This is a genomic window from Streptococcus sp. AS14 (genome assembly GCF_000286495.1).
GTDB classification, from domain to species: Bacteria; Bacillota; Bacilli; order Lactobacillales; family Streptococcaceae; genus Streptococcus; species Streptococcus sanguinis_P.
Genome location: NZ_ALKI01000018.1, coordinates 83,732 through 99,628, shown reverse-complemented (window position 1 = coordinate 99,628; position 15,897 = coordinate 83,732). Strand labels below are relative to the sequence as shown.

Here is a 15,897-nt window from a genome sequence, read left to right as displayed (position 1 = left end):
CTTTATACGATAGAGACTGGAACAATGATTTATGTCCAGTCTAATCTATCTTTTAAATTATTTTTTCTTAGGTGAGTGAACTGCTAACCCCAGTACGTCTGCAAAAGCTTCGTACATAACTTCTGAGAAGGTTGGGTGACCGTGAATAGTCTTAAGCATCTCTTCTACGGTGATTTCCATTTCGATGATGGTTGATGCTTCGTTGATCAATTCTGCAGCTGCAGGACCGATGATATGAACACCGAGCACTTCACCATACTTCTTGTCAGCAATGACTTTAACGAAGCCTTGAGCTGCGTCTGAAGCAATAGCACGACCGTTAGCAGCGAAGTTAAACTTACCAATTGCTACATCGTATTTCTCACGAGCTTGCTCTTCTGTTAAACCTACTGCTGCTACTTCTGGCAAGGTGTAGATAGCTGCAGGTGTCAGATTGAGTTTAGCAATATGGTGGTTACCTTTCAGAGCATTTTCAGCAGCGACTTCACCCATACGGAAGGCTGCATGAGCCAGCATCTTAGTACCATTGATATCTCCTGGTGCGTAAATACCTGGAACAGAAGTTTCCATGTACTCATTGACCTTGATACGGCCGCGATCCAGTTCGAACTCAACCTCACCAATGCCTTCTAGGTCTGGCACGCGTCCGATAGACAGCAGAGCCTTATCTGCGAGGATATCTTCCTTTCCTTCAACTTTGATACGAAGTTTGCCGTTTTCTTCGATGATTTCTTCCAACTTAGTTTCAGTTAGAATTGTCATGCCCTTACGCTCCAAGATGAGGCGAAGGTTTTTAGAAACTTCCGCATCCATAGCTGGTACAATGCGGTCCATCATTTCGATAACGGTAACTTTTGAGCCAAATGTCATGAAGGCTTGTCCAAGCTCAATACCGACAACACCACCGCCGATAATTACAAGATTTTCAGGCACTTCGTTCATTTCCAGAATATCATCACTAGTCATAACGAGAGATGATTCCATACCTGGGACATTGATTTTGCTGACTTTTGAACCACCAGCAAGGATGATTTTCTTGGTTTCAAGCAATTCTGAACCATTAACCAAAACATTCTTGTCTTTAGTAATGGTACCAATTCCTTTATGAACATCTACGCCATAGCTGCGAAGAAGGCCAGCAACACCGCCAACGAGTGTATTGACAACCTTGTTTTTGGTTTCCAAAACCTTGTCCATGTCCACTGAGAAGCTTGGATTTTCGATGATGATACCGCGGTTAGCAGCGTGGCCAAGGCTTTCAATGATTTCAGCATTGTGCAGGTAAGTCTTAGTAGGGATACAGCCACGGTTCAGGCAGGTTCCGCCGAGCTCAGACTTCTCAACCAAGGCAATCTTGCCACCCAGCTGGGCTGCTTTGATAGCCGCTACATAACCAGCAGGTCCGCCACCGATAACAACGATATCGTAAGCATCATCACTCTTATCATCATCTGTACTTACTGCCGCTGTTGTAGGAGCTGGTGCTTCCGCAGATGCAGATCCGCCAGCGGTTGGGATGTTTTCTCCTTCTTCTCCCAAGTAACCGATGACTTCCGTTACCGGAACAGTTTCTCCGTCACCTTTGAGAATGGCAATCAGGTAGCCGTCTTCTTCAGCTTCCAATTCCATGCTGACCTTGTCAGTCATGATTTCCAGAAGGATTTCCCCTTCTTTGACAAATTCGCCGACTTTCTTATTCCATTGGACAATCTGCCCTTCGGTCATATCCACGCCGGCTTTTGGCATAATTACTTCTAAAGCCATTTTTCTTTCCTTTTCTAATTTAGTTTTTTCACTTGCTGAGTGTTTTGTTTCTTTACTTTTTAAACTAGCAAAGAAAATTTTATACCAACATTGAAATTGGGTCTTCAATCAAAGCCTTCAAGTCCTTCATAAACTTAGCTCCAGCCATTCCGTCAACTACACGGTGGTCAATGGTCAAGCCCAGACTCATAATTGGACGAATAACAATTTCGCCATTAACAACGACAGGTTTTTCCACTGTTGAGCTCACACCTAAGATAGCAGAGTTTGGTTGATTGATAATTGGACCAAAGGACTGAACGCCAAACATACCTAAGTTACTGATTGTGAAAGTTGAGTTTTGCAGCTCGCTCGGAGCTAACTTGCCTTCCAAAGTACGTCCGATTACATCTTTAAAGGCTACCACAAGCTCTGATAGGCTCATTTTTTCTGCATTATAGACAACTGGTGTCATCAAGCCATTATCCATACCGACTGCCATTGAAAGGTTGACATAGTTGTGTGTGATAATGGTCTTGCCATCCTCTGTCAAGGTCGAATTGAGATAAGGATGTTTCATCAAAGTCTTCACAACAGCCAGCGAAAGCAGGTCTGTGACAGTTACTTTTTTGCCAGTTGCTTCTATGATTGGATCCAGCACTTTTTTACGCAAGGCCAGCATTTCTGTCATATCAACATCATAGTTGAGGGTGAATGTCGGCGCCGTCAGGTAAGATTCTACCATTCGCTGAGCAATGACCTTCCGCATCGGCGTCATTGGAATACGCTCAATCTCACCATAAGGAGTGACATTATCAGGTACTTCTTCCACTTTTTCAATTTGAGCAGGAGATTTGATTGTATCGCTCTCAACATTCTCAGGCAAGAAAGCAAGAACATCTTTCTTCATAATCTTGCCACGATGGCCAGTTCCTTGAATCTCTTGCCAAGCAATATTGTGTTCTTGGGCAATTCGTTTTGCCAGTGGTGAAATACGCACCACGTTTGTATCTTTATAAGTTTCCACGTCTTCTTTGTGGACACGACCGTTTGCGCCTGAGCCAGAAACATCATAGAGGTTGATTCCCAAATCATCCGCTAACTTTCTAGCCGCAGGAGTCGCTCTTAGCTTATCATCAGCCATGACCTCTCCAATTCTATTATAAGATATTAAGGACGCAGAGGACAATGAAAAAATAGGAGATTGACGCTGTGTTCGATGAACACAAGGAAATCTATCTTTTTTTCGCAGTCCTCCGTCCGAATTCAATTACATGATACTAAGGCGTTAAAAATCAAAGTGAAAATAGAAAACTTAACGAAGAAATTTTCGTTTCTAGAAAAGTTTATCTTTTTCACACAGACTTTAGCCCATGTTCAACTCTACAAGTAACTTGGATACAAAACGTAACTCAAGTTACTTCGGTTGCTGCTATCAGGCAGCCAACCTAGTAGACTTACTAAGTCGTTCGTCGAATATTATCGATTCGACTCTCTCCTGTTGCAACTCTACAAGTAACTTGGATACAAATGTATCTAAAGTTATTATAGTTACCGCTATCTGCGACCAACCTTGTAGACCTACTAATTCGTTCATCGGATAAAATCGGTCCGAATAACGATTGTCTGCAATTAGTAAAATTTTAGTTACTTTGACCCTCTACACAAGATTAGATTACATAAACTATTTTATGTAATCTAATCCATAAGAAAGCCTTTTCTTTATTATACCTTATTCTTTATGATATGTCTTCCGAATAGCGTCTTTGATGCTTTCAACAGTCGGAATCATCGCGTTTTCCAAGTTTTGTGCGTAAGGCATTGGCACATCTTCACCTGCACAGCGGCGGATTGGAGCATCTAGATAGTCAAATGCTTCAGACTCAGAAATAATCGCTGAAATCTCTCCGATATAGCCACTTGTTTTGTGGGCATCATTAACCAGAACAACCTTACCAGTCTTCTTAACAGAATTGATGATAATATCTTTATCAAGCGGCACCAATGTACGTGGGTCGACCACTTCTACAGAGATGCCTTCTTCTGCCAATTCTTCCGCTGCCTGCATGACACGGCGAAGCATTTTTCCGTAGGTAACAACTGTTACATCGGTACCTTCTTTTTTGATTTCACCAACACCAAGTGGGATTACATACTCAGGATCCAGTGGCACTTCACCTTTTTGGTTAAATTCAGACTTGTATTCCAGGATAATGACTGGGTTGTTGTCTCGGATAGAAGCCTTGAGAAGTCCCTTCATGTCAGCTGGAGTTCCCGGTGCCACAACCTTAAGACCTGGAATGTGGGTAAACCAAGATTCCAAAGACTGCGAGTGCTGAGCCGCTGAGCCAACTCCATTACCTGCTGCACAGCGGACAGTCATTGGCACCTGCCCTTTTCCGCCAAACATATAGCGCGTTTTAGCGGCTTGGTTTACAATAGCATCCATGGCGATTACAGAGAAGTCCATAAAGGTCATGTCTACGATTGGACGCAGCCCTGTCATAGCTGCTCCAGCTGCTGCTCCAGAAATAGCTGCTTCTGAAATCGGACAGTCACGTACACGCTCTGGCCCGAACTCTTCCAGCATACCAACAGATGTTCCGAAATCTCCACCAAAGACTCCGACATCTTCTCCCATCAAGAGTACATTTTCATCGCGACGCATTTCCTCAGACATAGCGAGGATGATGGTATCACGAAAAGACATAGTTTTAGTTTCCATTTTCTTTTTCTCCTCTCTTTAGTCTGCGTAAATATCTTCAAAGGCAGATTCAAGCGGTGGGAATGGGCTTTCTTCTGCGAACTTCACAGATGCTTCTACTGCTTCTTTGACTCCAGCTTGGATAGCTTCCAGCTCTTCCTCGCTTGCAATCTTGTTTTCCAGCAAGTATTTACGAAGATTTTCGATTGGATCTTTTTTCTTCCATTCTTCTACTTCTTCACGAGTACGGTATTTACCTGGGTCGGAAGAAGAGTGTCCCAACCAACGATAAGTCACACTCTCAATCAAGACAGGTCCTTTACCACTGCGAACATGCTCTACAGCTTTTTGGAAGCCTTCATAGACATCCAAAACATTATTGCCATCTTCGATGAACATTCCTGGAATGCCATAAGCTGCGCTGCGCTCGTGGATGTGCTCTACATTGGTCATTTTCTTGATGTCGGCAGAAATACCATAGCCGTTATTGATGCAATAGAAAATTACTGGTAGATTCCAGATAGAAGCCATGTTGACTGCTTCGTGGAAGACGCCCTCATTGGTAGCACCATCACCAAAGAAGCAGACAACAATCTTACCTGTCTTCTGCATTTGCTGGGTCAGAGCTGCTCCGACAGCAATTCCCATGCCACCACCTACGATACCATTAGCACCAAGATTTCCAGCATCTAGGTCCGCAATGTGCATAGAGCCGCCTTTTCCTTTACAGGTTCCAGTGTATTTACCAAGGATTTCAGCCATCATTTCGTTGAGGTTGATTCCTTTGGCGATAGCTTGACCGTGTCCCCGGTGATTAGAAGTCAGCAAATCATCCTCATTTAAGGCCAGCATAGCACCGACATTGGCTGCTTCCTCACCTACTGAGAAGTGAGTCATCCCAGGAACCTTTCCTTTTTTTACAAGTTGAGCAATTTTTAAGTCCATGCGACGGATTTCTTCCATCTTACGGAACATCTCTAACAAAAGATTTTTATCTAAAGTTGCCATTTTTTTGCCTTTCTAAGCATAATTCTTCTATTTAATTCTATCTAAAGCTGTAAGCACTGTCAAAACTTTTGCTCACTTGCATTTCACAAAGAAAAACCAGTCAATCCATTGGATAAACTGGTTTTCGATGCCAAAATAGAAATTTCACAAACTTTTTGTGCTAGAGTAGTTTTTACTACTTTGAAACTGTTATACGAAAATAATAGCGGAGCATGCTTTTGATTAGTCCGCCTGTTTAGCAAAATCTGCAATCATCTGCTCCATCTGCTCACGGCTTGGTGTTGTTAGCATATAGAGGTAGTCACCTTGCAGCTCCGCAAATGCAGCTGGCATGTCTTTCTTAACTTTGAAATTATCTCTGTATTTCTCCAGCAAGTCAGCCTCAGGGTAAGCATAGTTCGTTGATGCACGGCGTGATGTTGCCAGACAATACAGCGGCTCCATGTGGGCAGCTGGGAAAGGCTCTCCTGCTACAATCGCTGCATAGCCTCTGTAAAGATCGATTGAGTGGGCGAAATTATAGACATCAATGGTAAAGCCACCTGCTGGACGGTTATTGTACTCAATGGCTACATAATCATCACCTTCGCGGAAGAACTCAATATGGAAAAAGCGTTCTTTCATACCGAAGATTTTGACAATCGCTTCTCCATAAGCACGCAGTTTTGGATCCATATCCTTGAGAACGTAATAGGAATTGTCCATCTTATAGATCATCAAATCCAGTGGTGTATGGGCATAGTCAAAGGTGGTTGAAAAGACGATCTGACCGTCCTTATCTACCAAACCATCAAAGGTACAAATCTCGCCAGACTGGACAAACTTTTCAAAGAAATAAGCTGTCTGGTGATCCCATTCTTGCTTGAAACGTTCAACATCTTCTGCTGTTTCCAATTTAAAGGTCGCAGCTGCCCCCACTCCATTATCAGGCTTGGCAATCAAAGGCAGACCAAGTTTCTTGACAGCCAAATCAGCCCCAGCTTCTGTATTGACAATCTGGCCCGGTACAACTGGAACGCCTGCTTTTTTAAAGAGTTTCTTCATTTCTGATTTAAACTTGGTCTTTTTCAAGTCTTTTGGTTTTGCTCCAAATACATTGAATTGCTCACGCAACTCAGCGTCCAGTTCCAGCCAGTATTCATTATGAGACTCAATCCGATCGATAGGTCCATGCTTGTAGAAGAGAAAGGCAACAGCTCTTTTCACTTCGTCAAGATTTTCAAGATTTTCTACTCTGAAGTATTCAGTCAATGAATCCTTCAAAGGCTGGTCTAGCTGGTCATAAGGCTCCTGACCAATTCCCAGAACAGTGATTCCTTTGTTAGCCAGTTCCACGGTAAACTGCTGAAAATTTTGCGGATAGTAGGGAGAAATAACGATATAATTCATAGGAAACCTCCTTTAAAGATTGAGTTCATTAAGGAAATAAGGCATTTGCTTACGCCACCAAATCCAGTCATGGGAAACATCATGGCCCCATTCAGCAAACCAAGCTGGAATATTCTTATGCTCAAAAGCTTCTTTCAGCGTGTAGAAGGAAGGAAGGCCATCCTGCTCCCAGTCGCCCAAGCCAGTACAAACGATAATATCAGCCTGTCGATAGCGGTCAATAAACCAGCCATCATTTTGGTTCCAGATATAGTCAGCTGGTGAGTTTTGATAAATGACTTCGTCATTCAAATTGTCACCGACAAAGAAACGTGCATCATAGACACCACTGAGGGCAATCACTTTATTGAAAACATCCGGATGCTGCAGGAAGAAATTAAGGGCATGATAAGCACCCATAGAGCAGCCTGTCGTCATCATAGGGTCAAACCAACCTGTCTTATGCTTGACGAAAGGAATCGCCTCTTCAATGACATAACGCTCATAGGCACGATGCATTTCTGCTCGGTCGTGTGGGTGCTTCCAGTCCGCCAACCAACTCTCGCTATCAACGCTGCTGAGAGTGAAAAACTGGACTTTACCAGCCTCAATAAAACCTGCACAGGCTTCAATCATGCCAAAATCAGCATACTCATTATGGCTGCCGCCTGATGATGCGAAGACTATAATCGGGAGTCCAGCATGTCCATAGCGATTGACATACATTTCACGGCCTAGATTGCCGCTCCAATGACTTAAAAATTCTACATGCATAGTTTCTACCTCTTTCTCACTGTTTGACTAGATTACCATTTCTCGCTGATAAAACGGAAACAGTCTGGCAAGTGCTCTGCCCAAGCGATTTCATTGTGAATAGCTCCAGACTGGATCTTAATCTGGATATTGGCCAAATCTACTCCAGACACAAGTAGCTGTCGGAAATAGCTGAGCGATGAATTGATATAGGCCTGCTTGATGTTGCCAGCCATCAATGTCTTATCTGTATCGTCAGCCTCTTCTGTACCAACATAAATGAAAATTCGCTGGTCTGCCTGAAGTGTTTTTCTCTCAATATAACGGTCAAAAGCTTCCTGATGCAGCCAATTGGCTGATGAAAAGATGCCCAGACAGCCAATCTGATCTTGGTATTCAACGCCGATAAACTGGCTAATATTTCCCCCAAGAGAGGACCCAATCATGGCTGTATGCAGCCGATCCGACTTGGTCCGATAATGCTGGTCGATAAAAGGCTTGACGACTTCCATGACAAACTCCGCATACTCCGTTCCCTTGCCGCCAAACTGAATTCCGGGAATATTGGACTCTTGGAACTTCCAAGCTGCGTATTCATTCATCCGTCGTTGACCATCGTTATCAATAGCCACGACAATCATTTTTTCAATGTCTGGATTACGCTTGATTGTCGGAATCACCTTCCACGAATGGCCGCTGAAAGACTCCTTGCTATAGAGAACGTTTTGGCCGTCGTGAAAATAAACGACCGGATACGTCTTATTTGTGTCCTGACTATAGTTCTTTGGAAGCAATATGCGGACACGGCGTTTTTGTTTAGTATAAGGAACGACCAACTCATGTGTCTTCATTTCAAGGTAAAAATAGGATTTATTCATTTTCAGAAAACTTTCTATTTTCAAAATTTTTATTTATTATATCACAAATTAAGCAAAAAAGTTAGGAATTTCCTAACTTTTTGATGATTTTTATTAGATAATGATAGAAAATAGATTATTTATCCAAATAAGGCTGTAAATCCTGCAAGGCTCGCACAGCAATTTTCTCATAGCGTTCTTTCTTGTCACGAATTCGAGGGCCGTCCAGCTCTTTGATAATGCCAAAATTGACATTCATGGGTTGGAAATGCTTGCTGTCAGCATGGGTAACATAGTGAGGCAGGCTGCCGATAGCTGTTGTTTCTGGAAAAACAAGTGCTTCTTCTCCTTTGAAGAGTCGAGCGGCATTGATACCAGCAACTAGACCTGAAGCAGCTGACTCTACGTACCCTTCAACTCCAGTCATTTGACCTGCAAAGAAAAGATTTGGCTGTTTCTTAGACCGGAAAGTCTGTTCAAGCAGATTTGGAGAGTCCATATAGGAGTTTCGATGCATAACACCATAACGGACAAATTCTGCATTCTCAAGACCAGGAATCATCTGAAAGACCCGCTTTTGCTCGCCCCACTTGAGATGAGTCTGGAAGCCGACAATGTTGTAAAGACTGCCTGCTGCATTGTCCTGACGAAGCTGCACAACAGCGTATGGCGTCTTATATTCACCATCTCGAGGACCTTGATAGTCATCTGGATATTCCAAACCAACTGGCTTCATCGGTCCATAAAGCATAGTTTTAATCCCTCGCTTAGCCATGACTTCAATTGGCATACAGCCTTCAAAGTATTTTTCCTTCTCAAAGGAATTGAGCGGTGCTTCCTCAGCATTGACCAAAGCATCATGGAAATCCATAAATTCTTGCTTAGTCATAGGTGCATTGAGATAGGCAGCTTCGCCCTTATCATAGCGGGATTTGAGATAGACCTTGGTCATATCAATGGTATTAACATCAATAATTGGCGCTGCTGCGTCGTAGAAATAAAAACCGTCGCCTCCATTGAGCGAGTGAATTTTTTCCGCCAAAGCATCGCTGGTCAAGGGCCCTGTCGCAATAACTGTGATGGCATCCTCCGGAATTTCGGTGATTTCTTCACGAATGACCTCAATCAATGGATGATTGGTCACTAGCTCCGTTACCAGCTGCGAAAAACCTTCTCTATCAACCGCTAGAGCACCACCTGCTGGCACCCGAGTCGCTTCTGCAGATTTTAAAATAACCGAGTCCAATCGTCGCATTTCTTCCTTGAGCAGACCGACTGCATTGGTCAGCGCATCTCCTCGCAGAGAGTTAGAGCAGACCAGTTCTGCAAAGTCTGCAGTTTTGTGCTGAGGTGTTGACTTAACACCCCGCATTTCATAGAGTTTGACTGGGATGCCACGCTTGGCAATCTGGTAAGCTGCTTCACTGCCAGCCAGACCAGCACCGATAACATTGATATAGGATGATGACATGATACTCTCCCTTGGATATTTCTAGATTTTCACTCTGACCATTATAACAAAAAGATAGTAAAAAAGACAGACAGGAGAATTCCTGAATGTCTATCATTTTGTCATTTTTTCCAAATAAGCAATCTTAGCAAAATCCTTATGATTGTTATTATCATTTCGGTAAGAATCTTGGGAAGAAGCGCGGTAGATAGCTAAAAATTGCTCCGCAGTCGGCAGTAGAAACTGAACACCTTCTACTTCTCTTCGAGACAGCTTCTCTAGCGGCACACCTGAAAATGCCTCCAAGGTTTCCATGACTCCAAATTCAATAGATAAGTCTTCTTTTTGAAATTCATGCTCGTGCAAATCGACTAAGCGATAGCCCAAGCACTCCATCATAGGCTCAATCTTGTCCATATCATAAATACGTTCTTCGTCTGGTGCTTCCCAGCCACGTTCATCACCGTGAACATGAATATCAATATCCCGCGCCTGCCAGTCCTGACAAGTAACCTGCTCCAGCCCCAAGGAGCCCATTAGCAGTGGAATAATTCCCATCTTGTTCAGTTGAGACGCGATTTTTAGAAATTCTGCAAATTTATCTGTCATAAAGCTGCACCTCTTCTTCAGAAAAAACATTTTACATAATATAAATTATGTAAAAATAACTATTTCACTTTTTCTTCTTCGTAATCACCATTGCTGCAGACCACTTGCTTGCCGCCACCACGAACTTTCTTTTCGATCAGATAATGGTCGCATTTTGGACAGTTCCGACCGACTGGCTTGTCCCAAGATGTGAAATCACAGTCAGGATAACGATCACAGCCATAAAAAATGCGATTTCGCTTAGTCTTACGCTCGATAACTTGACCTTTCTGGCACTGTGGACAGGTCACGCCGATTTCCTTGACGATAGCTTGAGTGTGACGGCAGTCTGGGAAATTACTGCAGGCGTAGAACTTGCCAAATCTCCCCAACTTGATGACCATGGGACTGCCACAGACCTCACAGTCAAAACCAGCCGGTTCATCCTTGATTTGGATTTTCTCCATTTCAGTCTCGGCTTTAGCGACTTCCTTTTCAAAAGGTCGATAAAACTCGTCAATAACTTTCTGCCACTGCTCTTTGCCAACTTCTACATCATCCAATTTTGCTTCCATTTCGGCTGTAAATTTCACATTTACGATGCCTGGGAAGAATTCGACAATCAATGAATTGACAATCTCACCTAATTCCGTCGGCTCAAAGCGCTTGGAAACCAGCTTAACGTAATATCGTTTCTGAATAGTTTCAATGGTCGGTGCATAGGTAGACGGACGACCAACACCATTTTCTTCTAAAGTCTTGATGAGAGTCGCTTCAGAATAACGAGCAGGCGGCTGGGTAAAGTGCTGTTCTGGATTGGTATTGACACGTTTGACGGTATCCCCCTTTTCCATATCCGGCAGCATTTTATTCTTATCAGAGTCGTTGTAAATAGCCAGATAGCCATCGAACTTGACCTGACTGCCATTGGCGGCAAATTGGACACCATTTTGCCCCAACTTAACATTCATAGTATCAAAGACTGCTGCTGTCATTTGGCTGGCTACAAAGCGGTTCCAAATCAGCGTATAGAGCTTAAGCTGATCCTTATCCAGATACTTTGCGATGCTTTCTGGAGTATTGAAAACGCTGGAAGGACGAATGGCTTCGTGAGCATCTTGAGCGCCAGAAGCGTTTTTGGCCTTGCTGCCATGTTTAGAATATTTAGCGCCAAATTTATCCGTGATAAAGCTTGCTGCTTCATTCTGCGCTACTGGACTGATACGAGTCGAGTCAGTACGCATATACGTAATCAGACCTTGTACGCCAGAACCGATGTTAATCCCTTCATAGAGCTGCTGAGCCACCATCATGGTCTTACGAGTCCGGAAATTAATCTTATTTGCGGCATCCTGCTGCATAGAGGAAGTCGTATAGGGCAGCGGAGCATTGCGTCGACGCTCTTTCTTTTCGACGCTGTCGACTATAAAGTCATCACCCTTGAGGTGAGAAAGGACGTTTTTGACCTCGTCGTTGTTAGACAGCTTCATCTTTTTACCATTCATACCGTAGAAGCTGGCCTGAAACTGACGAGTTCCTTTCTTGAAGGTTCCGTCAATCGTCCAGTATTCTTCTGGTTTGAAGGCATTGATTTCATTTTCCCGGTCGATAATCAGCTTGAGGGCGACAGACTGCACCCGACCAGCTGACAGACCTTTTTTGACTTTCTTCCATAGAATAGGAGAAATGGAATAACCAACCAAGCGATCCAGAACTCGGCGAGCCTGCTGCGCATCGACCAAATCCATATCAATCTGGCGCGGTTCTTTAAAAGCATTCTTGACTGCATCTTTGGTGATTTCATTAAAGACGACACGGTTTTTCTCTTTCTCATCCAGATTCAGAATGTGGGCCAGATGCCAAGAAATAGCTTCTCCTTCGCGGTCCGGGTCACTTGCTAGAAAGACTTGCTTAGCTTTCTTCGCTTCTTTTTTCAAGTCATTAATTAACGGACCTTTACCACGAATATTGATGTATTGCGGCTCATAGTTGTTCTCAAAATCAATGGACATAGTAGACTTTTTTAGGTCACGAATATGCCCGACACTGGCCAGAACCTTGTAGTTTCGTCCCAGATATTTTTCTATTGTTTTTGCCTTAGCAGGCGACTCTACAATGACAAGATTTTTCTTGGTCGTAGACTTTTTCTTTGTTTTTGTTACCAATTTAGACACCTTCTATAAGAAATAAATCTCATAGAGTTTAAACTATTTTTTGATAGATGTCAACTGCTAACTTTTCTTATAGGAAAACTTGTTTTAAAAATCAAACTCAGAAAGAACGTCAGAGCCTGATGTAATGCACTTTGCACCCTCTTGGATCAAATGATGGCAACCGTCAGATTTTCCATCTAAAATTGACCCCGGAATAGCAAAGACGTCTCGCCCTTCTTCCATGGCTCGCTCACAGGTAATCAAACTGCCTGAGCGCATCTTGGCTTCTGCCACGATGACGCCTCGACATAGACCGGCGATAATACGATTCCGCTCTGGAAAGTGAAATTTCAAAGGCTGTTCACCTGGACCATACTCCGTCAGCAATAAATGATTTTTGCCAATGTAAGCTTGTAGTTTTTTGTTGGCCTTGGGATAGAAGACATCTAATCCCGTTCCGATGACAGCAATTGTCTGACCTCCGTTTTGCAGGGCAGCCATATGGGCCGCCGTATCTACTCCACGAGCTAGGCCACTGACGATAACCAACTCATTGTTTAGCTCTTTGATAATCTTTTGTACAGAGGCATTTCCTTGCTTGCTGCTGTCTCGACTGCCAACGACTGCAGCCTTGGGCAATTCTAGTAGATTTAGATTTCCCTGATAAAATAACAAAGTCGGTGCATCGTAAATCTCGCATAAATCCCAAGGGTAGATATCATCCAAGATAGAAAAGGATGGAAAAAGTTCAAATTCTTCCTTCAAAGCTGGTAAATCAAGCCTCTTGTATTTCTCTATAAAGAGGGCAGGATTGCGGCACTCAGATACGACAGCCTTATCTCGCAGAGAAAGCTTGCCATCTTTACTCTCGGCGTATCTCAAAACATTTAAAACCTGATGATTGGTCAAACCAGCTTTTTTCAATTTATAAATTTCAAAATTATTCATTTTTTCACCTCACTTTCTTATTCGTAAAAAAGTTCAAAAAAAGAACTGCAGTACAGTTCCTTCTTTACGATTCTATTAAATTTGATGTTGTCAATAGCTGGTTTCTATGCCTATCGCCTTTAACACATCTTTTATTCTTTATGAACAGGGATTTCCTTAATAATCTTAGCAGGATTGCCAGCCAAGACTACATTATCACCAAAAGACTTGGTCACAACCGCTCCTGCTCCGACTACGACATTATCCCCTAGTGTCACGCCCGGCAGAATCGTCACACCTCCGCCAGCCCAGAAATTATCACCAATAGTGATTGGTGCTCCGTACTCAATTCCGGAATTCCTTTCCACTGGATCAAGCGGATGAAGAGGTGTCAGAAACTGGCAATTAGGACCGAGCAGGGCATTGTCTCCGATGCGAATCGGGCAAACGTCCAGCATAGTCAGGTTCCAGTTAGAACAAAAATTTTCTCCTAAATGAATGTTAATTCCGTAGTCGCAAACCAAATCTGGCTTCATAGCAAGATTATTTCCCGTACTGCCAAACCATTCTTTGATAATAGCACTTCTCTTGTCGCTGTCTTGCTCTTGGTTAAAACGATATTGAAATTCTTTGGATCGGGCTCTAATTTTTCTTAAATCTTCATCTTGTGGTCGGTAAATCTCTCCAGCAATCATTTTTTCGTATTCGCTTTGCATGGCATCCTCCTTTTCATGTTTATTCACACATTGATTTTACGGGTTCAAATGTCTTGCGATGAATAGGAGTTACGCCGTTTCGTTCCAATCCTTGCAAATGACTTTTAGTCCCATAACCGGCATTTTGCGCAAAATCATAGCCAGGAAATTCCTTGTCGTAGTCTGTCATCAGCTTATCCCGAGTAACCTTCGCTACAATACTGGCCGCTGCAATAGACAGAGAGTTAGCATCACCTTTGATGATGGACTCTTGCGGAATCTCAACATCCAGTTTCATGGCATCAATCAGCAGATAATCCGGCTTGAGACTCAATTTAGACAAAGCCTCTTTCATAGCAAGCTTGGTCGCTTCGTAGATATTGACTTGATCAATAATCTCATTGTCCATCAGGCCAATACCGACTGCCAAGGCTTTATCCATGACTGCTTGATAGATTTCTTGGTGCTTTTTCTTAGGAATCTTCTTACTGTCGTTGAGCCCCTTAATTTTACATCCTGGAGGTAAGATTACAGCTGCAGCGACAACTGGTCCAGCTAGAGGACCACGACCGACCTCATCAATCCCAGCGATCGCCCGATAGCCGGCTTGATAAAGCTCTTTTTCATACCGTAACATCTGCTCCAGACGCAAATCCTCGTCTAGCTCCGCCTGAATGGCTCTTTTACGCTTTTCAATCGCCTTTTGAACTCCGCTCCGCTGGTCATTAGCTGCTTCGGCCAGAAAAGGATCAGTCAAATCTGTCACTAACTCTAAACGTTGCTGGATTTCTTTAATCGTTGCCATCTAGTTCTCCAACCGTATCCAAACAATAACGACCTAACTTGCCATCGCGGACATCTTTGACAAAAATGCTGTAAAAACGATCGTAGTCATCGCGGAAGCCGAGTTTCTGGGTCATATCCATAATCATTTCAGGTGCTTCCTGACTTAGATCAAGCTGCTTGAAGCGTGCTGTCAGCTCCTCAGGATAATGCTCCTTAAAATAATTAAGGCCGAAAATCGTCACCTCATCCATAGGCAGCAGATTATCCTTAATAGCTCCAGTCAGGGCGAGCTTGAGAGCAACCGTCTCATCTTCAAACTTAGGCCAGAGAATCCCTGGTGTATCCAAGATTTCCAAGTCTTTATTTGACTTGAGCCATTGCTGACCCTTGGTAACACCTGGCTTATTCCCTACAACAGCGATTTTCTTACCAGCCAAGCGATTCATGAGGGTCGATTTGCCAGCATTGGGAATACCGATTATCATGGTACGCAAGGTTTCGATGCGAATTCCTCTCTCCTTCTGACGCGCCAATTTATCAGCCATAAGATTCTTAGCTGCGTCTGTAACTTTTTTAACAGCAGATTGTTCTTTGGAATTAATAGATAAGGTCGGAATCCCTTGGCTTTCAAAATAGCTCTGCCATTCTTTAATACGAACAGAGTCAGCCAAATCAGCTTTGTTTAAAATCAGAAGCTTAGGTTTATCGCCCACAATCTTAGTCAGCATAGGATTCTGACTAGATAAAGGAAGTCTCGCATCTACCAGTATCGTCACAAAATCAACAAACTTAATATTTTCCTGTACCTGTCTCCGTGCCTTGGACATATGCCCCGGAAACCATTGAATCGTTGCCATAATTTATC

The 15,897-nt window shown here is 43.2% G+C and carries 14 protein-coding genes; all 14 read right to left on the bottom strand.

Going from position 1 to position 15,897, the window contains the following annotated elements:
- Positions 1 to 57 precede the first annotated feature (57 nt).
- The gene (lpdA, locus tag HMPREF1150_RS01510) at positions 58 to 1,764 is read right to left on the bottom strand and encodes a dihydrolipoyl dehydrogenase (protein WP_009660307.1); all 1,707 of its coding nucleotides are present in this window, start codon (positions 1,762 to 1,764) and stop codon (positions 58 to 60) included.
- A 79-nt stretch (positions 1,765 to 1,843) separates the two neighbouring features.
- On the bottom strand, positions 1,844 to 2,887 hold the full coding sequence (locus HMPREF1150_RS01515; protein ID WP_009660467.1) for a dihydrolipoamide acetyltransferase: 1,044 nt from the start codon (positions 2,885 to 2,887) through the stop codon (positions 1,844 to 1,846).
- A gap of 588 nt (positions 2,888 to 3,475) precedes the next feature.
- Positions 3,476 to 4,468: an alpha-ketoacid dehydrogenase subunit beta gene (locus HMPREF1150_RS01520; RefSeq protein ID WP_009660433.1), complete on the bottom strand. Its 993-nt coding sequence runs from the start codon at positions 4,466 to 4,468 to the stop codon at positions 3,476 to 3,478.
- 18 nt (positions 4,469 to 4,486) lie between these two features.
- Complete coding sequence (locus HMPREF1150_RS01525; protein WP_002897566.1) at positions 4,487 to 5,455, bottom strand: thiamine pyrophosphate-dependent dehydrogenase E1 component subunit alpha; 969 nt, start codon at positions 5,453 to 5,455, stop codon at positions 4,487 to 4,489.
- 222 nt (positions 5,456 to 5,677) lie between these two features.
- Positions 5,678 to 6,844, bottom strand: coding sequence for an acetyl-CoA carboxylase biotin carboxylase subunit family protein (locus HMPREF1150_RS01530; RefSeq protein WP_009660321.1), 1,167 nt, complete (start codon positions 6,842 to 6,844; stop codon positions 5,678 to 5,680).
- Positions 6,845 to 6,856: 12 nt separating this feature from the next.
- Positions 6,857 to 7,597 (bottom strand): esterase family protein, encoded by a 741-nt coding sequence (locus tag HMPREF1150_RS01535; protein WP_009660368.1) that lies wholly within the window; start codon positions 7,595 to 7,597, stop codon positions 6,857 to 6,859.
- Positions 7,598 to 7,629: 32 nt separating this feature from the next.
- Positions 7,630 to 8,454, bottom strand: a complete 825-nt coding sequence (locus HMPREF1150_RS01540) for an alpha/beta hydrolase (protein ID WP_009660302.1) — start codon at positions 8,452 to 8,454, stop codon at positions 7,630 to 7,632.
- Positions 8,455 to 8,569: 115 nt separating this feature from the next.
- The gene (gene trmFO / locus HMPREF1150_RS01545) at positions 8,570 to 9,904 is read right to left on the bottom strand and encodes a methylenetetrahydrofolate--tRNA-(uracil(54)-C(5))-methyltransferase (FADH(2)-oxidizing) TrmFO (RefSeq protein ID WP_009660383.1); all 1,335 of its coding nucleotides are present in this window, start codon (positions 9,902 to 9,904) and stop codon (positions 8,570 to 8,572) included.
- Positions 9,905 to 9,997: 93 nt separating this feature from the next.
- Entirely contained in the window at positions 9,998 to 10,492 is a 495-nt protein-coding gene (locus HMPREF1150_RS01550) for a hypothetical protein (protein WP_009660431.1), read from the bottom strand.
- 59 nt (positions 10,493 to 10,551) lie between these two features.
- Positions 10,552 to 12,645 carry a type I DNA topoisomerase gene (topA, locus tag HMPREF1150_RS01555; protein WP_083842688.1) on the bottom strand — a complete coding sequence of 698 codons (2,094 nt, stop codon included), beginning with the start codon at positions 12,643 to 12,645 and terminating at the stop codon, positions 10,552 to 10,554.
- Between the two features lie 84 nt (positions 12,646 to 12,729).
- Positions 12,730 to 13,572, bottom strand: coding sequence for a DNA-processing protein DprA (gene dprA, locus HMPREF1150_RS01560; protein ID WP_009660432.1), 843 nt, complete (start codon positions 13,570 to 13,572; stop codon positions 12,730 to 12,732).
- A 131-nt stretch (positions 13,573 to 13,703) separates the two neighbouring features.
- Positions 13,704 to 14,267: a sugar O-acetyltransferase gene (locus HMPREF1150_RS01565; protein ID WP_009660282.1), complete on the bottom strand. Its 564-nt coding sequence runs from the start codon at positions 14,265 to 14,267 to the stop codon at positions 13,704 to 13,706.
- A 19-nt stretch (positions 14,268 to 14,286) separates the two neighbouring features.
- Positions 14,287 to 15,051 carry a ribonuclease HII gene (locus tag HMPREF1150_RS01570; protein WP_009660303.1) on the bottom strand — a complete coding sequence of 255 codons (765 nt, stop codon included), beginning with the start codon at positions 15,049 to 15,051 and terminating at the stop codon, positions 14,287 to 14,289.
- Entirely contained in the window at positions 15,038 to 15,889 is an 852-nt protein-coding gene (gene ylqF, locus HMPREF1150_RS01575) for a ribosome biogenesis GTPase YlqF (protein WP_009660436.1), read from the bottom strand. The genes HMPREF1150_RS01570 and ylqF overlap by 14 nt, the downstream gene beginning before the upstream one ends.
- Positions 15,890 to 15,897 lie beyond the last annotated feature (8 nt).